The sequence below is a fragment of the Parafrankia elaeagni genome, from assembly GCF_000374165.1.
GTDB lineage: Bacteria > Actinomycetota > Actinomycetes > Frankiales > Frankiaceae > Parafrankia > Parafrankia elaeagni.
Window position 1 is genome coordinate 127,565 of the sequence record NZ_KB893739.1, and the last position, 17,987, is coordinate 145,551.

Annotated in this window: 16 protein-coding genes; 1 reads left to right on the forward strand and 15 read right to left on the reverse strand. The window is 73.7% G+C overall.

The annotated features are described in order from the left end of the window. Positions 1 to 9 precede the first annotated feature (9 nt). The 5 genes from mqnE to B207_RS0120850 form a co-directional block, all read right to left on the reverse strand. A complete protein-coding gene (gene mqnE / locus B207_RS0120830; RefSeq protein WP_018638534.1) occupies positions 10 to 1,158 on the reverse strand; it encodes an aminofutalosine synthase MqnE in 1,149 nt (382 codons plus the stop codon). Positions 1,159 to 1,228: 70 nt separating this feature from the next. Then, the gene (locus B207_RS41720; protein WP_230205137.1) at positions 1,229 to 1,807 is read right to left on the reverse strand and encodes a hypothetical protein; all 579 of its coding nucleotides are present in this window, start codon (positions 1,805 to 1,807) and stop codon (positions 1,229 to 1,231) included. Then, on the reverse strand, positions 1,795 to 2,583 hold the full coding sequence (locus B207_RS0120840) for a UbiX family flavin prenyltransferase (RefSeq protein ID WP_018638536.1): 789 nt from the start codon (positions 2,581 to 2,583) through the stop codon (positions 1,795 to 1,797). The genes B207_RS41720 and B207_RS0120840 overlap by 13 nt, the downstream gene beginning before the upstream one ends. A 31-nt stretch (positions 2,584 to 2,614) precedes the next feature. Then, positions 2,615 to 3,544, reverse strand: coding sequence for a menaquinone biosynthesis prenyltransferase MqnP (gene mqnP, locus B207_RS0120845; protein ID WP_018638537.1), 930 nt, complete (start codon positions 3,542 to 3,544; stop codon positions 2,615 to 2,617). Continuing rightward, positions 3,541 to 4,992, reverse strand: coding sequence for a menaquinone biosynthesis decarboxylase (locus tag B207_RS0120850; protein ID WP_026311272.1), 1,452 nt, complete (start codon positions 4,990 to 4,992; stop codon positions 3,541 to 3,543). Before B207_RS0120850 ends, mqnP begins: the two co-directional genes overlap by 4 nt. Positions 4,993 to 5,341: 349 nt before the next feature. On the opposite strand from B207_RS0120850, the gene B207_RS0120855 reads away from it, so the two are divergent. Continuing rightward, on the forward strand, positions 5,342 to 5,761 hold the full coding sequence (locus tag B207_RS0120855; RefSeq protein ID WP_018638539.1) for a PLD nuclease N-terminal domain-containing protein: 420 nt from the start codon (positions 5,342 to 5,344) through the stop codon (positions 5,759 to 5,761). Between the two features lie 72 nt (positions 5,762 to 5,833). Here the strand turns inward: B207_RS0120855 and ccsB are convergent, their stop codons facing one another. The 10 genes from ccsB to B207_RS0120905 all read right to left on the reverse strand — a co-directional run bounded on the left by ccsB (position 5,834) and on the right by B207_RS0120905 (position 17,986). After that, on the reverse strand, positions 5,834 to 6,991 hold the full coding sequence (ccsB, locus tag B207_RS0120860; RefSeq protein WP_018638540.1) for a c-type cytochrome biogenesis protein CcsB: 1,158 nt from the start codon (positions 6,989 to 6,991) through the stop codon (positions 5,834 to 5,836). Next, positions 6,991 to 9,132 (reverse strand): cytochrome c biogenesis protein ResB, encoded by a 2,142-nt coding sequence (resB, locus tag B207_RS0120865; RefSeq protein ID WP_026311273.1) that lies wholly within the window; start codon positions 9,130 to 9,132, stop codon positions 6,991 to 6,993. Before resB ends, ccsB begins: the two co-directional genes overlap by 1 nt. Further along, positions 9,129 to 10,139, reverse strand: a complete 1,011-nt coding sequence (locus B207_RS0120870) for a cytochrome c biogenesis CcdA family protein (protein ID WP_018638541.1) — start codon at positions 10,137 to 10,139, stop codon at positions 9,129 to 9,131. The genes resB and B207_RS0120870 overlap by 4 nt, the downstream gene beginning before the upstream one ends. 7 nt (positions 10,140 to 10,146) lie before the next feature. Next, a complete protein-coding gene (locus B207_RS0120875) occupies positions 10,147 to 10,737 on the reverse strand; it encodes a TlpA family protein disulfide reductase (RefSeq protein WP_063820951.1) in 591 nt (196 codons plus the stop codon). A 290-nt stretch (positions 10,738 to 11,027) separates the two neighbouring features. After that, the gene (locus B207_RS0120880) at positions 11,028 to 11,969 is read right to left on the reverse strand and encodes a methyltransferase domain-containing protein (protein WP_018638543.1); all 942 of its coding nucleotides are present in this window, start codon (positions 11,967 to 11,969) and stop codon (positions 11,028 to 11,030) included. A gap of 23 nt (positions 11,970 to 11,992) precedes the next feature. Further along, entirely contained in the window at positions 11,993 to 12,637 is a 645-nt protein-coding gene (locus B207_RS0120885; RefSeq protein ID WP_018638544.1) for a histidine phosphatase family protein, read from the reverse strand. Continuing rightward, on the reverse strand, positions 12,634 to 13,986 hold the full coding sequence (gene hemL / locus B207_RS0120890) for a glutamate-1-semialdehyde 2,1-aminomutase (protein WP_018638545.1): 1,353 nt from the start codon (positions 13,984 to 13,986) through the stop codon (positions 12,634 to 12,636). Before hemL ends, B207_RS0120885 begins: the two co-directional genes overlap by 4 nt. 672 nt (positions 13,987 to 14,658) lie before the next feature. Continuing rightward, positions 14,659 to 14,883, reverse strand: coding sequence for a heavy-metal-associated domain-containing protein (locus B207_RS0120895; protein WP_018638546.1), 225 nt, complete (start codon positions 14,881 to 14,883; stop codon positions 14,659 to 14,661). Between the two features lie 227 nt (positions 14,884 to 15,110). Next, positions 15,111 to 16,175: a porphobilinogen synthase gene (gene hemB / locus B207_RS0120900; RefSeq protein ID WP_018638547.1), complete on the reverse strand. Its 1,065-nt coding sequence runs from the start codon at positions 16,173 to 16,175 to the stop codon at positions 15,111 to 15,113. Then, on the reverse strand, positions 16,172 to 17,986 hold the full coding sequence (locus tag B207_RS0120905; protein WP_018638548.1) for a bifunctional uroporphyrinogen-III C-methyltransferase/uroporphyrinogen-III synthase: 1,815 nt from the start codon (positions 17,984 to 17,986) through the stop codon (positions 16,172 to 16,174). The genes hemB and B207_RS0120905 overlap by 4 nt, the downstream gene beginning before the upstream one ends. Position 17,987 lies beyond the last annotated feature (1 nt).

Genomic DNA, 17,987 nt, shown 5'->3' on the forward strand with positions numbered 1-17,987 from the left:
GCGCCCGGCCTAGGCGTCGATCGCGGCGGGGATGTCCCGCCGGGTGGTGTCCGGGCCGTCGTAGGTACGGATCGTCCGGTAGCGGGTGTCCCGCTCGACAGGGCGGAACCCGGCGTCCCGGATCACGGCCAGGAGATCATCTCGGGTCATCGTGCCGGGAGTGCCGAACCCGTCCGCATCGTGCGTGATCTTGTACTCGACGACCGAGCCGTCGAGGTCGTCCACGCCGAAGTTCAGCGAGAGCTGGGCGGTGGTCAGGCCGTGCATCACCCAGAAGCACTTGATGTGGTCGACGTTGTCGAACAGCAGGCGCGAGACCGCGAAGGTCTTCAGCGCCTCGGCGCCGGTCGCCATCGGCTGGTTCATCAGGCGGTTACGCGGATCCCCGACCGAGTCGTGCTGGAACCGCAGCGGGATGAACACCGAGAAACCGCCGGTCTCGTCCTGCAGCTCGCGCAGGCGCAGCACATGGTCGACGCGGTGCCGGGGCTCCTCGACGTGCCCGTAGAGCATGGTGCACGGCGTCCGCAGGCCCTTGCTGTGCGCCAACCGGTGGATCCGCGACCAGTCCTCCCAGTGGGTTTCGTGGCCGACGATCTGCTGGCGGACCTCCCAGTCGAAGATCTCCGCGCCGCCGCCGGTCAGCGACTCCAGCCCGGCGTCGATCAGCTCGTCCAGGATCTCGTCGGCGGGCAGCCCGCTGATCTTCTCGAACCAGTGGATCTCGGTGGCGGTGAACGCCTTGAGCGCCACTCCCGGCAGGGCCTTGCCCAGCTCCCGCAACGACCGCGGGTAGTAGCGCCACGGCAGTGTCGGGTGCAGGCCGTTGACGATGTGCAGCTCGGTGATCCCCGCCGGCTCCATCTCCTTCGCCAGCCGGACGGCCTCCTCGATGCGCATCGTGTAGGCGTCCTGCTCGCCGGGCTTGCGCTGGAACGAACAGTAGGCGCACGACGCCGAGCAGACGTTCGTGAGGTTCAGGTGCCGGTTCACGTTGAAGAAGGTCCGGTCGCCGTTCTTGCGGGTGCGCACCTCGTGGGCGAGCTCGCCGAGCCAGACGAGGTCATCGCTGGCGTAGAGCGCCTCGCCGTCGGCCCGGCTCAGCCGGACGCCGTCGTGGACCTTGGCTTCGATCTCGCGCTTGAGGCCGGCATCCATGCGTCCAGATTAGACCCGCGGACGGCCGAGCCAGGCCGGTCACATCCGTCACACCGCACCCGGACTCCACTCAGGGGCCGGGTGCTTTCGGCGGGGCGTCCGCCGCCGCGGAGCCCGCCGCCCGGGAGCGCGCCGCGGCCCGGCGCTGCATACGGCCGATCGGCCAGGTGGCCAGGCCCGCGGCCGCGAAGCCGATGAGCAGGGCGAGCAGCAGCGGAACGTCAACCACCACCAGGACCACCGTGAGGATCACCAGGACGGCGAGCCGTGCGAGGAAGTACGGCAGCTGCACCCGCAGATCAGGGGCTGTCTCCGGCGGTCGGCCCGGCCGCCGGGCCCGACCCGGCGCCCCTGGTTCTCCTGGTTCTCCTGGCCGCCCGGTCCGGCGTGGCGGCCCAGGCTGCCCGCCGTGGCCGGTCGCCGCCGTCGGGGCGTCCTGGCCTGTCGACGGCGTGCTCGACGAGCTCCGGTTCCGCTTCCGCGCCATGCCGTCCGCCCGCCCCTCACCACGGCGGGCACCGGCCCGCCGCCGGACCGCGCCGCCCGCCTTTCGAGCAGGTCCCGCCTGCTCGTCCACCAGGTCTGCCTGCTCGTCCACCAGGTCTGTTGTACGCGCCGCACCCGCGAGCCGCCTCGTCACAGCTCCCATTCGGCATCCCGTTCGGCATCCCGACCGCCGCCCGGCCCGCCCACAGCGTCGGCAGCACGGGCCCCACGGGCGTCGCCGAGGGTTCCCGTCCACCGCCGGAAGAGAGCGTTGGGGACGCCCGCGGCGTCCAGGACCCGGCCGGCGACGAAGTCGGCGAGATCCTCGACGTCGTGCGCGCCGGCGTAGAACCCGGGGCTGGCCGCGGCGACCACGGCGCCGGCGGCGTCCAGGTCGAGCATGTGGCGCAGGGTCGCCCGGGTGTAGGGCATCTCGCGAGGGACCACGACGAGGCGCCGCCCCTCCTTGAGGGTGACGTCCGCGGCGCGCTGGAGCAGGTCCTTGGACAGCCCGAGAGTGATGCCCGCGACCGACGCGGTGCTGGCCGGCACGACGATCATGCCCCGGGTCGGATAGGAGCCGCTGCTGGGGCGCGCGCCCAGGTCCGCGGGGGGATACACGGTGACGAGGCGGCCGATCCGGTCGGCCAGGTCGTCCGCGTCGGCGCGGCGACGCCCGTCGGCCCGGGTCGTCAGCCAGGACGTCAGCGGTTCGCGCCACGCCCCGTCGCGCCAGCCGACACCGGTCTCGTCCAGCAGGGTGAGGCGGGCGGCGCGGGAGACCACCAGATCGACCGGCAGGTCCGCGGCGAGCAGCCCGCGCAGCACCGACGCGGCGTACGGAGTGCCGCTGGCACCGCTGACCCCGACGACCCAGGGCACCCGCGGCTCGGCCGACTCCGGCCGGGGCTGGGGCTGGGGCGCGGGATCGTCGGGCACGGCGTGGACTCGGACTCGGGCGCTCGGGCGCTCAGGCGCCGAGGCCGCGGTTGATCAGGTCGATCAGGGCGAACGCGAACAGCGCGATGCCGACGAACCCGTTCGCGGTGAGGAACGCGCGGTTCACCCGGGAGAGGTCGGTCGGCGAGACGATGGCGTGCTCGTAGCAGAAGGCGGCGGCGGTGAGGGCGAGGCCGGCCCACCACCAGGCGCCGAAGTCCTCGAGCAGACCGAAGAGGACGAACAACGCGAACGTCACGACGTGGGTGACGATCGAGGCCGCGAGTGCCGCCCGGACCCCGAAGCGGGCGGGGACGGAGCGCACCCCGATCCGGCGGTCGACCTCGGCGTCCTGGCAGGAGTAGATCAGGTCGAAGCCGCCGATCCAGGTGCCCACCGCCAGGCCGAGCACGACCGCCGCCCAGGACCACTCCCCGGTGATCGCGATCCACGCGCCGACCGGTGCGACCGCCTGCGCGAACGCGAGCACCGCGTGCGGGAAGTCGGTGAACCGCTTGGCGTAGGAGTAGACGATCAGGGGCGCGACCGCGACCGGGGCCAGTACCAGACACAGCCAGCCCAGCACCGCGGCCGAGCCGAGGAACACCGCGAGCGCGACGATCGAGCCGACGACCGCGGTGCGGACCGACACCACCCCGGTGACGAGCTCCCGGCCGGCCGTCCGCGGGTTCCGGGCGTCGATCGCCCGGTCGATGATGCGGTTGGTCGCCATCGCGAACGTGCGGGCCGCCACCATCGCCACCGTGATCAGCGCGAGGTCGCGCCAGTGCGTCGTCCGCGAGACGTCGAAGCAGGCGGCGAGCGCCGCGACGTAGGCGAAGGGCAGCGCGAACACCGAGTGCTCGATGACGACGAGCCGCAGGAAGGCGCGCACCCGGCCGTGCGCGGGCTCGCCGGATGCCCGGCCGGGCATCCCGGGGGCGACGGCGGCGCCGCTCAAAGGCCGTACTCCTTCCAACGCCGGGTCACCCTGTCCCGGATGTCGGGGTCCATCACGATCTCCTCGGGCCAGCCGCCCTCGCGGCGGTACCCCTCGGTCGGCAGCTTGCGGGTCGCGTCGACCCCGACCTTGCCGCCGTAGAACTGCTCGTAGGAGGCGTGGTCGAGGTGGTCCACCGGGCCGATCATGGTGACCAGGTCGTGTGCGTAGTCCACATTGCCGAACGCCCGCCAGGCGACCTCGTGGTAGTCGTGGACGTCACAGTCGGCGTCCACGACGATGATCAGTTTCGACAGCGAGAGCAGGCCCGCGCCCCAGACGGCGTTCATGACCTTCTGCGCGTGTTTGGGGAAGCGCTTCTCGATCGAGACGATCGCGCAGTTGTGGAAGACGCCGGCCTCGGGAAGGTCGTAGTCGACGATCTCCGGGATCATCATCCGGATCAGCGGCAGGAAGATGCGCTCGGTCGCCTTGCCCATCGGCCCGTCCTCCTGCGGGGGACGCCCGACGACGATGCCCTGGAAGACCGGGTCGCGCTGCATGGTCATCACGTCGATGTGCAGGGCGGGGAACGGCTCGACCGGGGTGTAGAAGCCGGTGTGGTCGCCGAACGGGCCCTCCGGGATCCGCTCCCCCGGCTCCAGCCAGCCCTCCAGCACGACCTGGGCGTTCGCCGGGACCTGCAGCGGCACGGTGAGGCAGTCGACCATCTCGACCCGTTCCCGGCGCAGGAAACCGGCGAACAGGTACTCGTCGATCTCGGCGGGCAGCGGCGCCGACGACGCGTAGGTCACGGCGGGGTCGCAGCCGAAGGCGATGGCGACCGGCAGCCGCTCACCGCGCCGCTCGGCGACCGCGTGGTGGGCGTTGGAGTCCTTGTGGATCTGCCAGTGCATGCCCACGGTGCGCGCGTCGTGCTGCTGCAGCCGGTACATCCCCAGGTTGCGGGCGCCGGTCTCCGGGTGCTTCGTGTGGGTGAGCCCCAGGTTCAGGAACTTCCCGCCGTCGTGGGGCCAGGCGTGCACGCCGGGGAGCAGGTTCAGGTCGACGTCCGAACCCTTCAGGACGACGTCCTGGCAGGGCGCGGTGCGGACGCGCCGCGGCGGCAGCGAGGTGAGCTGCGCCGCCTTGCCGAGCGCGGAGCGGACGCCACCGAAGCCGACGGGCAGCTCGGGGCGCAGCATCTCGCCGATCCGGGTGCCGATGTCGTCGAGGCGCTCGACGCCGAGCGCGGCCGCCATCCGCGCCTCGGTGCCGAAGACGTTGATGGCCAGCGGCATGTCGGCCCCTTCGGGCCGCTCGAACAGCAGCGCGGGCCCGCCGGCGCGGACCACCCGGGTGACGATTTCCGTCACCTCCAGGCGGGGGTCGACAGGGACCCGCACCCGGTGCAGGTCACCAGCGCGGTCGAGGTGCGTCAGAAACGCGCGGAGATCGGCCCAGGCCATGACGTCCATCTTTGCAGCGTCCGGTGGCGGCCGCCGGACGTACCCTGGTTGGAGGCACGTGAACCACCCGCCGCCTCATCTTCGCGACCAGTGAACATCCCCTTCACGGACCGCCGGGACACGCCGTCCGTGGGAGAGGCAGACTAGGGGCACATCAGACGTCCGACCCAGACTGCGCGGATCTGCCCCGGAACACGGGCGGATCGGAAACGACGGGGGCGGCCGGTGCCGGCACCGGCGGTCGCGCGGCAGGCTGGTGGTCTTCGACCAAGGGCACGCCAACCCGGGGTGCTCATGGCGGCCGCGCCGCGGTACGCCGCTCACGGCGAGCAGAGAGGAGCGGTCGGCCTTGCTGGGTCTCGCGCTGACATTCCTGATCATCGGTGTCTGGGTGTTCTCGGTCATCGATGTGATCGGCACACCTGCGGACGCGGTGAAGGTCGCGCCGAAGCCGATCTGGCTCATCGTCCTGATCGTCTTCTTCTTCCTCGGATCCATCTGCTGGTTCGTCTTCGGGCGCCCGCGGACGGTCTACGGCACCGCTGGCTACGAGCGCCACCACGCGTCGGACCATCCCGCCTTCGGCGGTCGCGGCCAGTGGGGCACCGAGCGACGCACCGCCGGTTACAGCCGCTCGAGTGCGCCCCGGGCAGGGATGCGCCGCCAGGCCGTGCGCCCCGTCGGGCCGGACGACGACCCCGAGTTCCTGCGCCAGCTGACCGACCGCATCCGCGGCGGGGAGACCGAGCCCCCCGCCGCGCGCGACTGACCTTCCGCGGCACCGGTTTCCGCCGCACCGCCTTCCGCGGCACCGTCCACGCGAGCGGCCCGCCGAGCCGACTCAGATCCCCGCGTACGAGTGCAGGCCGTTGATCACCAGATTCACCAGGTAGTAGTCGATGAACAGGGCGCTGAACGCCAGCAGCGAGACCGCTGCCGCCCGCCGCCCCCGCCAGCCGGCCGTCGCCCGCGCGTGCAGGTAGGCCGCGTAGATGACCCAGGTGATGAACGACCAGGTCTCCTTCGGGTCCCACCCCCAGTAGCGGCCCCAGGCCGCCTCGGCCCAGATCGCTCCGGCGATGATGGCGAAGGTCCAGATCGGGAACGCGAACGCGATGATCCGGTAGGTGATCGTGTCAAGCGTCGCGGAGGAGGGCAGCCGCATCACGATGCCGCCGCGGCTGCGCATCGCCCGGGAAGCCTCCGCCCGGCCCGACGCCACCTCGGCCAGCCTGCTCTCCCACCTGTCCTTGAGCAGGAACAGCACCGTCGTGACGGCGGAGACCAGGAAGACACCGCTCGAGATGATCGCACCGGCCACGTGGATCTTGAGCCAGTACGAGTCCAGCGCCGGGACCAGCGGCCCCGCGGCGACGTAGAGCACCGTCCCGGCGAACCCCATCGAGAGCACGACGGGGACCATCACGAAGACCCCGAGCCACCGGAGTGGCTGCCTCGTGATCAGGACGAGGAACGTCGTGACCGCGATGAGGCAGATCATGGACGAGAACTCGTACATGTTGCCCCAGGGGACGCGGTCGGCCGCGATCGCCCGCGTCACGACCGATCCCACATGGGTCGCCCAGCCGACGATGGTCAGCACGACCGCGAGGCGGCCGATCCAGACCGAGGTGCGCGGCGTCATTCCGTCCGCGCCGGCGGAACCGGCCCCCTTCCGCGGGGAGCCGTCACCGGCCGGGCCGGTGCCGGCGTCGGTCCGCCCCGGCACGCCGCCGGAGGGGCCGGTGATCCCGGCCTCCCCGCCGATGGCCGGAGCCGCGCCGACCAGCACGGCCTGCTTCGCGGCGGTCTCGCCCGCGGCGTCCACGGCCTCTGCCTCGGCTGCTGCCTCGTCGACCGCCGAGGCGCTGCCCGCGACCCGGCCGAGCCGGCTGAACGCGAACTCGGCGCCGAAGCCGAGCATGCTCACGGCGTAGACGCCGATCGAGGTCCTGAACAGCAGATCGGACAGTTCTGCCATGCCTTCGTTGACCGGCATCAAGGCTCCCGTTCGCTGGTGGCGCTGGTGGTGCTGGAGGTGCTGCTGGACGTGGTGGTCGGGGTGGTCGGGATGGCGGCACCCGGGGTCTCGGCACCCGGGGGGACGTCCTCCGGTGCCGTGTCGTCCCTGATCCGGCGGGTGAGGGCGGTCAGCTCGGCGGCGAAGCCCTGGGCGTCGGAGCGGGAGAGGCCGCCGATCTCGACGGTGCTCCCGCCGCCGTCGAGCGGCGTCGCCCGGACCCACACCCGCCGGCGCCGCACCCGCAGGCTCGCGATCAGTCCCGCGATGATCACCACCGAGGCGACGAGCACCAACCCCTTGAAGGGATCGGACTTCGTCTGGAAGGTCGCGAACTCGCGGACCCCGTCGACCTCGAGCGACAGGCCGCCCGGCAGGCCGGTCAGCGTCCGCTGCCGCGGGTTGTTCGGCGCGACGACCTGGGCGATCCGGTCCGCGCCAGCCGGCCCGGTCATCGTGAACTGGGTCATGTCGCGGGTGTCGACGGTGTAGACGTTCTGCGGGATGCCCTCGTTGAGGTGCAGGTTGCCGACGAACCCGGTGAGGGTGAGGCCCGGCGCGCGAGCCGCCGGGAAGACCGAGACGTAGCCGTGCCCCGGGTCGAGCACCGTCGTCGGGGTGAACACCCCGCTGAACGCGAGCTGCTGCGGCGCCCGGAGTTCGCCGAGCGGCGGCAGGCCGGTGTCCGGGATCTTCACGGTGCAGGTCGAGGTGAACATGCCGTCGCGGGGGGTGCAGGGGACGTACGACTCCCAGACGATCTCCCCGGCCGGGTCGCGCAGCACGAAGTGCGGGGCGTAGCCGTGCCCGATCAGATAGATCTTGGCGTTGCCGATCGCCAGCGGATGGTTGACCCGCACCGTCTCGGTCCTGGTCGGCGCGTCACGATCCTCGGCGTACCGGACGTCGGCCCGGAAGTCGGCGGGCTGGCCGTTGTCCTGGTAGGTCGCCTCGAACCGGTCCAGCATCACCGAGAACGGCGGCAGGTCCACCGGGTCGACGAGCTCGCCGCCGTTGTACTGGTCATAGGAGATCAGGGTGTTCGCGAAACCGTTGCCGGTGATCACCAGCACCGTGCCCTGGTAGCCGAACCAGGAGCCGAACCCCATGCCGGCGAGCAGCGCGACCAGCGCGAGATGGAACACCAGGTTGCCGGTCTCGCGCAGGTAGCCCTTCTCGGCGGCGGCGGAGTGGTCGGGGGTGCCGTCCGGCCGGCGGGCGTCGGCGGGCGCGACCGCGACCCGGAACCGCCGTCCGCGCAGCACGCCGCGGGCCCGGAGCACCGCCTCGTCGGCCTCGAACGGGCTGGTCCAGGTGCTGCCGCCGGGCAGTCGGCCCGGCCGCGACGGTGCCTTCGGCGGCGCGGTGAACAGGGCGCGCGCGTGCCAGCGGACCCGCGACCACAGGCAGCCGATCAGCGAGATGAACAGCAGCAGGTAGATCGCGGCGAACCAGGGGGCGCCGAAGACGTCGAAGAAGGAGAACCGATCCAGCCAGGAGGCGAGCGAACCATGGTCGGCGAGGTACTCCTCGACCTTCATGGGGTTGACGTTGCGCTGCGGGAGGAGGGACCCCGGCACAGCCGCCACGGCCAGCATGAAGAGCAGCACGAGGGCCGTCCGCATGCTGGTGAGCTGCCGCCACGACCGGGCGATCAGCGCCAGCGCGCCGGCGCGGCCCCCGGCACCGGCGGGCCGGGTCGGGCCGGAGGACGGGGCGTGGGGGCTGCCACCGCCGGCCGAACTCCCGTCAGCCGCCGAACTCCCGTCAGCCGCCGAACTCCCGTCAGCCGCCGAACTCCCGTCAGCCGCAGCTTCACCCGCTTCTGCGCGGCCGTCTCCCGCGCCGGCGGCGCCCGCTCCGGAGGTCTCCGCGGCGGCGGTGCTGGCGGTTCCGCCGGGGCTCCCGATTCCGCCGGGGCTGGCGCTGCCGCCGGCAGCCCCGGTCGTGGACGTCCGGCCCTTCTCGCTCTGCCGCTCCGGGCGCTCGGTCTGGTCGGTCCGGTCCGTCGCGCGCCGCGGAGCCGGCGGGTCGAACGCCTCCGGATCCTCCAGGATCGTCGGATCGTCCGGCATCAGCCCGTCGACATGGCCGGACGGGGCGGTGGGGCGTGTGGTCACAGCGGGGTCTCCGAGAATCCGGGCGCGTACGGGCGGAGCTCGGCGATGAGATCCGTCCAGGCACCGGTGAGCTGCAGGACGCCGACGACCACCAGCAGGGCGCCGCCCGTGAGCGCCAGGAGCCTCGCGTGACGGCGCACCGCGAGCAGCGCGCCCGCGACGCGGCGGAACGCCAGCCCGACGACGAGGAACGGCAGTCCCAGGCCCAGGCAGTACACGGCGGACAGGAACGCGCCACGGCCGACGGTGGCGCTCTGGGTCGCGAGCCCGAGCACGGCGGTCAGGGTCGGGCCGATACAGGGCGTCCAGCCGATGCCGAAGAGCACCCCGAGGGCGGGGGCGCCGAGCAGGCCCGGGGACGGCAGCCGGTGGAACCGCCATTCGCGGTTGGCCCAGGACGTCCGGGAGAACACACCGGCGAAGCTGAGCCCCATCAGGATGGTCACCGCGCCCAGTACCTGACTCAGCCCCACCTGGTGAACCCGCAGCCACTGGCCCAGCCCGCCGAACGCCGCCCCGTAGGAGACGAACACGACGGTGAACCCGAGGATGAACAGGCCGGTGCCGGCGGTCACCCGCCCCGCCCGGCGGATGTCACCCAGCCGCTCGCCCCACCAGGCCCGCCCGGCACGCTCACCGGCTCCGGCTCCGGCTCCGGGCTCGCCGACGGCCGGCTGTGGACCGGTTGCGGGGGCGGCAGCCACGGCGTCCGCGGTTGGCGCCAGCGCGTCGGGAACGCCCGCCACGTCCGGAACGGCCAGGGACGTGACCGGCCCGCCGACCGCGGCAGGAACCGGTACCGGCGCCTGCTCGGGCGCGGCGGCGACCGGCTCGGGCTGCTCGGCACGCCGCTGGAGGTCCTCGCCGGACAGGCCGGTGATGAAGGACAGGTAGCCGGGAACCAGCGGCAGGACGCAGGGCGACAGAAAGGACAACAGCCCGGCCGCGGCGGCCACGGGTGCGGCGAGCAGCAACGGGCCGTCCGTGACGACGTCCACGACACCCATCGGGAGCTCAGGCCTCCGTCCGGAGCCTGCCGAGAACGGCGGTGAGCTCCTCGGGCACGACACCGCCGGTGAAGCGGGCGGCGAGCCGCCCCTGGTCGTCCAGGACGACGGTCGACGGGAGCCCGATGGAGATCGGCCAGCCGGCGGCCAGGACGCCGGTCTCGTCAATGATGCTGGGGTAGGTGACCGCATAGGTGCGGACGAACGCCCGGGCGCTGGACGGCTCGTCCTTCTCGTTCACGCCGACGAAGGCGACGTCCGGGTTGTCCTTCGCCAGGGTGACCAGGCCGTCGGTCTCGGCGCGGCACGGGGCGCACCAGGAGGCCCAGAAGTTCAGCACGACCGGGCGGCCCCGCAGGGAGGCCACGTCCAGCTGCTCACCGTCCAGGGTCTCCCCCGCCATCCTGGGCGGTTCCCGACGGTTCGCGGGCTCCACGAAGTCCTGCCCGGGCGCCTGTTGGACGAAGCCATAGCCCCCGCCACCGGTGGCGTCCACGCTGTTCGCGTCGGCGGAGCAGGCCGCGAGCCCGCCCCCGGCCAGCAGCATGGCGGCGGCGACTCCGGCCACCGCGCCGCGAGTCCGCCCTCTGTCCCGCATCGCGCCCAGGATGAGCCCGCTCCCTTCGATGCTGCCGTGCCCCTGCCGCAGTGGCCGTCTACGACCAACTGTAGAACTACGACCTCCAGAGTAGGTGCCCCGAGAGTCGTGTGCGCCGGGGCTGGGCCGTTCGGCCCTGGGACGTCCGGCCCTGAGGCTTCGCCGCACTCCCGCGGCGCGGCGGGCACCGCCCCCGTGCCGGCCCGTCGCGGGCAGGAGCGCGACCTCGGCCGTGGCGTGCGTCCGCCGCGCGGTCGCAGCAGGTCCGGCGGGTCCGGCGGTGGCGCAGGTCAGTCCACCGCCAGCTCCGCCGCCCCCTGGGCACGGTCGATGACGAAGGACGCTGTGACCTCCATCGCGGTACCCCCGGCCGGCAGCACCGCCTCCAGCCGCCGCCGGAGCTCGGCCGCGCCGGTGTGGTGGCCGGTGGGGCCCATCAGGGCCAGTTCGACCAGCTCGTCCACCCCCAGCCGGAGGGTGCGGGTCAGGGTCTCCGACGACAGCCGGGTGAACCGGCCGGCCAGCTCCTCGGCGAGCCGTGCCCGCTTGCCCGGGTGAATACCGACCAGACCGAGCGGCCCCCGCAGCTCCGCCAGGTGGTCATCGCCCGGGGTCACCAGCAGCAGCACCCCGCCCGGCCGGAGCAGGCGGCGCATCTCCGGCAGGTTGCGCGGGGCGAAAACGTCGAGCAGGACGTCCACCGACCTGTCGGGCAGCGGCCAGGGCCGGGCGACGTCGAAGGCCACCGCGCCGACCCGGGCATGCGACCGGGCCGCCCGGCGCAGCGCCGGCTTCGACACGTCGACCGCGAGGCCGAGTGCCCGCGGCCGGGCGTCGACCACGGCGGACAGGTAATGGGCCGTACCGGCCCCGATCTCCAGCACCAGCTCAGGCTCCGCCGCTTCGGCCACTGCCGGGCCGGCACCCCCCGGGCGGGCCAGGGCGAGGCCGGCCAGCCGGGCGAGGCGGGCGGTGAGCGGTGCGTAGTGGCCGCGCCCGAGGAAGTCGACCCGGGCCTGGACCATCTCCGCGGTGTCACCGGTCACCCGCCGGGCCTGCCCCGTCCGCAGGTTCAGGTAGCCGGAACGCTCGACGTCGAACGCGTGCCCACCGCCACAGCGCAGGCCGGCGGACCCTGGCCCGGGTGGCCCGGCGGGCCCGGCGGGCCTGTCCAGCGGCGCCGCGCACACCGGGCACCGCAGCAGCCGCAGCGCCGGGTGGATCACAGCCACGGCCAGCTCGGGCGTGCGCCGGGTCAGGCGCCGACGGAGCCGGCCGCGTTCGCGGTCGGCCCGTTGGGCTCGGCGTAGTCCACCCGGACCAGCCGGTCGCCCCGGTAGACCGCGGAGGTGACGCTGGCGAGGGAGCACTGCCGCCGGTCCGGGCGGTGCCACAGATGCTGCCCCTCCAGCGCCCGCCGGGCGGTCCAGACCGGGAGCTGGTGGCTGACCAGGACGACATGCCGCCCGGGGAAGGTGTCCCGCCACTCCGCGACGCTGGTGAGCATCCGGTTCGCGATCTCGACGTACGGCTCTCCCCAGGACGGGGTCAGCGGGTTGCGCAGCAGCTTCCACATCCGCGGGTAGCGCAGGACGGCCGGCCCGGCCTCGAACGGCCGCCCCTCGAAGGCGTTGCGGCTCTCGATCAGCCGCGGGTCGACCTGGAGCTCCACGCCGTGGGCCTCGGCGATCGGGGTGGCCGTCTGCCGGGCGCGGTCCAGCGGGCTGGAGACGACCGCGGCGACGTCCAGCCCGGCGAGGTACTCGGCGGTGACCTTCGCCTGCCGCTCGCCGGTCTCGGAGAGCCGGTAGCCGGGCAGCCGGCCGTACAGCACCTTCTCGGGATTGAAGACCTCCCCGTGCCGGACGAGGTGCACCGTGGTCAGGTCCGCCCCGGTCACGCCGCGCCCCCACCGACCAGCTCGGAGCCGGCCTCGACCGCCGCGGCCGCCCGAGCCGCCGCCGGCGCGACGGCGGCGATCCGCTCGACCGCCTCGTCGTCGTGCGCCGCCGAGACGAACCAGGCCTCGAACGCCGACGGCGGCAGGTAGACGCCGCCGTCGAGCATGGTGTGGAAGAACGCCGCGTACCGCTCGCTGGTCTGCTGCTTCGCTCCGGCGTAGTCGACGACCGCCGCGGCCTCGGTGAAGAACACGCTGAACAGCGACCCGGCGCTGTTCAGCAGGTGCGGCACGCCCTGCTCGGTGAGCGCGGTGGAGACGATGCCGGCGACGTCCGCCGCCCGCGCGTCGACGGTCGCGTAGACCTCGTCGGTGCAGGCGCGCAGGGTGGCCAGTCCGGCGGCGACCGCGAGCGGGTTCCCGGAGAGGGTGCCGGCCTGGTAAACCGGGCCCGCGGGGGCCAGCCGGGCCATCACGTCGGCGCGGCCGCCGAACGCCGCGGCGGGCAGGCCGCCGCCCATCACCTTGCCGAAGGTGAACAGGTCCGGCGCCCAGCCCTCCTCCGCGCCCTCCAGGCCCCACCAGCCGGTCGAGGAGACGCGGAAGCCGGTCATCACCTCGTCGAACACCAGCAGCGCGCCGTAGGAGTCGCACAGGCGCCGCAGGCCGGCGTTGAAGCCGGGCAGCGGCGGGACGACGCCCATGTTCGCCGCGACGGCCTCGGTGATGACCGCCGCGATGCTGTCGCCGCGCTCGGCGAAGGTCGCCTCCACCAGATCAAGATCGTTGTAGGGCAGGACGATGGTGTCGGCGGTGGCCGCACCGGTCACACCGGGGGTGTCGGGCAGCCCGAGGGTCGCCACGCCGGAACCGGCCGAGGCGAGCAGCGCGTCGACATGCCCGTGGTAGCAGCCGGCGAACTTCACCACCGTGGAGCGGCCGGTGAACCCACGGGCCAGCCGGATCGCGCTCATCGTCGCCTCGGTGCCGGAGTTGACCAGGCGCACCTGCTCCACCGGGCGGATCCGATCGACGATGAGCTCGGCCAGCTCCACCTCGCCGGGAGTCGGGGTACCGAAGCTCGTCCCCCGGGCCGCGGCGGCCGTGATCGCCGCGACGACGTCCGGATGCGCGTGCCCGAGGATCATCGGGCCCCAGGAGCAGACGAGATCGACGTAGGAACGGCCGTCGGCGTCGACGAGCCGCGGCCCCTCACCGCCGACCATGAAACGGGGAGTGCCGCCGACGGCGCGGAACGCGCGCACCGGAGAGTTCACTCCGCCCGGAACAACCCGCTGGGCGCGCTGGAAAAGATCCTCGGACGCCGGTGCGGCAGACGGAACCACCATGCCCCGATCCTTGCAGGTCTCGCCCGGGGCCGGCGCCCGGCGCGGCCACCCGGATCCGGTACCGCCGCTCGGGGCCGCCCGGCCGGCCCGCCGGGCCCGTGACGTACCTGACACGACGAAGGCCGCCGGCGGACGGGGGTCTGCCCCGGCCGCCCACCGGCGGCGGCTCACGGCCACCAGGCGCTCGCCGCCCGCGGATGGCCGACGCCGGCCCGCGGGGCCCTGTCACGCTCCCGCGTCTCGCCGCCACCCGGGGTCTTGCCTGGCTGCCATGTCGATGATATGCCGCCGCCGCAAGCCGGCCGCCCACCGGCACAGTCCCGCCCGTGGTCCCTTACCCGACGGACATGCTGGCAGAGCGCATCTCCTTCTGGGAGACCACCCGAAAGACCATGATCAATAGGCGCAGTTGTCCTGCGCACAACTCCCCCTCCGGTCCGCCCGGTCCCGCCGCGATCGCCTCGCGGCCAGAATCGCGATCATCCGGGACGGCCGGCTCGCCCTCGAGGGCAGTCCGGAGGCCGGCGTTTCGCGCGCTCCAGCGCTCCGGACTCCGCGGTCCCGCGGGCCCGGAAGCTCACGGAACCGCGGGTCCGGCCGGGCCGGACCCAGCGCAGGCCGACAGCCGACCAGCCGACCAGCCGACCAGCCAGTCAACCGGTCAGCCGGTCGTCAGAGGCGGCCGGCGAGGGTGTAACCGGCCTCTTTGACGGCCTCGTCGACGGCGGCGTCGTCGATCTCGCTGGCGCTCGTCACGGTGACCCGCCCGGTCGCGGCGTCGACGTCGACCGCGCTCACGGCGGGCAGCCGCGAGATCTCCTCGCTGACGGCCGCGGCGCAGTGGCCGCAGGTCATCCCGGTGACGCTGAAGGTGGTCACGATGCTGGTGACGGACATGACGACGCCTCCCGTGATGTGATCATGGGCCCCGGGGCGAACTGCGCGCGGAGCCCGAAGATTCCGACGGTCAGCACCCTACGCCCATACCCTCCCCCCGTAGGGTTCCGTCCCGGGGTCGACCCGGCCACATGGGCCACAACGAGACACGGCGCTGGCAGGGCCCCGAGGACGCGAGCGGGTCGGAGGCAGCCCGCGGCTGCCTCGACAGCCACGGTCGGCGCAGGTCAGCCGCGGGAGCGCAGGAGTTCGGCGACCTCGGCCGCCCAGTACGTGAGGATGATGTCCGCGCCGGCCCGCCGGACGGCCGTCAGTGTCTCCAGGATGATCCTGTCCCGGTCGAGCCACCCGTTGGCCGCCGCCGCCTCGACCATCGCGTACTCGCCGGAGACCTGGTAGGCCGCGACCGGGACGTCCACGCTGTCGGCGACCGCGCGCAGGATGTCCAGGTAGGCCAGCGCCGGCTTCACCATCACCGCGTCGGCGCCCTCGGCGAGGTCGAGCGCCACCTCGCGCAGCGCCTCCCCCACCGACCGGGCCGGGTCCTGCTGGTAGCCGGCCCGGTCACCGAACTGCGGCGCGCACAGCGCCGCCTCCCGGAACGGCCCGTAGAAGGCCGAGGCGTACTTGGCGGAGTAGGCGAGGACAGGCAGCTCGGTGTGGCCGGCGCTGTCGAGCGCGGCCCGGATGGCCGCGACCTGCCCGTCCATCATGCCACTGGGGGCGATCACCTCGACGCCGGCGGCGGCCTGGGCCAACGCGATCTGCGCGTAGCGCCCGAGCGTGGCGTCGTTGTCAACGTCGCCCGCGGGGGTCAGCAGGCCACAGTGACCGTGGTCGGTGTACTCGTCAAGGCAGAGATCGGCCATGATCACCACGTCGCCGCCGACCTCGGACGCCAGGTCCGCGAGGGCGAGCTGGACGATGCCGGCCGGGTCGTCGGCAGCCGAGCCGCGGCTGTCCTTGTGCTCGGGCACGCCGAACAGGATGATCCCGCCGACACCGGCCGCCGCGGCCTCGGCCGCGGCCTTGCGCAGCGTCGACCGTGTGTGCTGGACGACTCCCGGCATCGACGAGATCGGCACCGGGTCGGTCACACCCTCCCGGACGAACATCGGCAGGACGAGGTCAGCCGGGTGCAGCCGCACGTCGGCCACCAGCCGGCGCAGCGGCGCACCGCGACGCAGCCGCCGCGGGCGCGCCAGCGGGAACCCCGGCTGGGCCGCCGGCCGCGCCGCCGCCGGCGAGCCGGCCGTGGTGCTGCCGGCGGGGCGGCCGGGCGTCCCGGTCACCGCCGGGAGCCCCGTCGCGGCTTGGGTAGCCGGGCGGCCAGCGGGCCGACCTTGCCGAGCTCCTCGCGGTGCTCGGCGGCGAACTCGGCCAGCGCCGTCACCAGCGACGGGATCGACGCCTCGGTGGCCTGGACGTCCACCCGCAGCCCGAGTTCGACCGCGGTGGCCGCGGTCGCCGGGCCGATCACCGCGATGACGGTCGTCTCGTGTGGCTTGCCGGCGATGCCGACCAGGTTGCGCACGGTGGAGGAGGACGTGAAGACGACCGCGTCGACCCGCCCGCCCTTGAGTGCCTCGCGGATCGGCGCGGGCGGCGGGGCCGCCCGCACCGTGCGGTAGGCGGTGACGTCGTCGACCTGCCAGCCGCGGTCCTTCACCCCGGCGACGAGCGTGTCGGTGGCGATGTCGGCCCGCGGCAGCAGGACGCGGTCGAGCAGGTCGAGCGAGTCGTCGAACTCGGGCCACTCCTCCAGCAGGCCCTCGCTGGACTGCTGGCCGGCGGGCACCAGGTCGGGCCGGATACCGAAGGCGCGCAGCGCGTCCGCGGTGGCCTCGCCGATCGCGGCGACCTTGACCCCGGCGAAGGCGCGGGCGTCAAGGCTGCGCTCCTCGACCTTCTCCTGCACCGCCTTCACCGCGTTCACCGAGGTGAACGCGACCCACTGGTACCGCCCGGAGACCAGGCCGGTGATGGCCCGCTCCATCGGGGCGGCGGTGCGGGGCGGCTCCACAGCGATCGTGGGCACCTCCAGCGGGCTCGCCCCGTGCGCGCGCAGGGAGTCGGAGAGGATCGCGGCCTGCTCCTTCGTCCGCGGCACCAGCACCGTCCAGCCGAACAGGGCGCGGGTCTCCCACCAGGACAGCTTGGAGCGGGTCCCGACGACCTGGCCGACCGAGATGACGACCTCGTGCGGCGGGGTGGCGGTCGCGCCGAGCATGGGGGCGGCGTCGGCCTCGATCCGGTCCAGCGTCGAGGTGACGGTGCGCTGGTCGGTGGTGGTGCCGTCGACCGTGACCGCGATCGGGGTGTCACCGGGGCGGCCGTGCTCGACCAGCGCGGTGGCCACCTTGCCGATCTCGGTGGGACCAGCGGTGATGATCAGGGTGCCGGGCGCCTGGGCCAGGGCGCCCCAGTCGACGTCCCCGTGCGTGGTGGGCAGGCCGAGCCCGCCGAAGCCGGTCGGGTTGCCCAGGCCCAGCGGCGCGCCGAAGCCGCCGCCGACCCCCAGCGGGCCGGTGCCCAGGCCGGACATCGACCGGCTGCCGAGCCGCGGCGCGCCGAACGGCGGCGCGGTGAGCGGGCCGACCGGGTCGCCGGCGCCGAACGGCGACCCGCTGTTGACCGAACCCGAGGACGAGAAGACACCCGACGTGCTCGCGAAGGTGACCGGGGAGCCGGGGGCCACGCCGGCGTAGGTGGCCACGGCGGCCGACGTGGAGACACCGGGCACCACCCGGTAGGGGATCCGGGCCTTCGCCAGCGACTGGGCGTCCGCGGCTCCGATCCGGGTCAGCCACGGGTCCGACGCGTAGAGGCGGACGACCTTCTCCCCGGCCCGAGCCCGGCTGACGACCGCGGCGGTCGCGGCCTCGGCGTCGCGGACCGGCTTCGGGGCGTCGAGGTCACCGATCCGCAGCACCTCCGCCGACAGCGACTCGACCACGGCGGGCGGGACGTCCGGATCGGCGACGACGACGTCCGCGGCGGCGAGGGTCTCCACGGCGAGGACGGTCAGCAGCCCCGGATCACGGGGTCCGGCGCCCACCAGCGCAACCGGGGACACGGGCTTCTTGGTACGTCGGGTGGCCATG

Excerpts from the sequence above, each read along its gene's own strand:
- mqnE (WP_018638534.1), bottom strand. The coding sequence starts at position 1,158 with ATGGATGCCGGCCTCAAGCGCGAGATCGAAGCCAAGGTCCACGACGGC.
- B207_RS41720 (WP_230205137.1), bottom strand. The coding sequence starts at position 1,807 with ATGGGAGCTGTGACGAGGCGGCTCGCGGGTGCGGCGCGTACAACAGAC.
- B207_RS0120850 (WP_026311272.1), bottom strand. The coding sequence starts at position 4,992 with ATGGCCTGGGCCGATCTCCGCGCGTTTCTGACGCACCTCGACCGCGCT.
- ccsB (WP_018638540.1), bottom strand. The coding sequence starts at position 6,991 with ATGCCGGTCAACGAAGGCATGGCAGAACTGTCCGATCTGCTGTTCAGG.
- B207_RS0120870 (WP_018638541.1), bottom strand. The coding sequence starts at position 10,139 with ATGGGTGTCGTGGACGTCGTCACGGACGGCCCGTTGCTGCTCGCCGCA.
- B207_RS0120875 (WP_063820951.1), bottom strand. The coding sequence starts at position 10,737 with ATGCGGGACAGAGGGCGGACTCGCGGCGCGGTGGCCGGAGTCGCCGCC.
- hemL (WP_018638545.1), bottom strand. The coding sequence starts at position 13,986 with ATGGTGGTTCCGTCTGCCGCACCGGCGTCCGAGGATCTTTTCCAGCGC.
- B207_RS0120895 (WP_018638546.1), bottom strand. The coding sequence starts at position 14,883 with ATGTCCGTCACCAGCATCGTGACCACCTTCAGCGTCACCGGGATGACC.
- B207_RS0120905 (WP_018638548.1), bottom strand. The coding sequence starts at position 17,986 with ATGGCCACCCGACGTACCAAGAAGCCCGTGTCCCCGGTTGCGCTGGTG.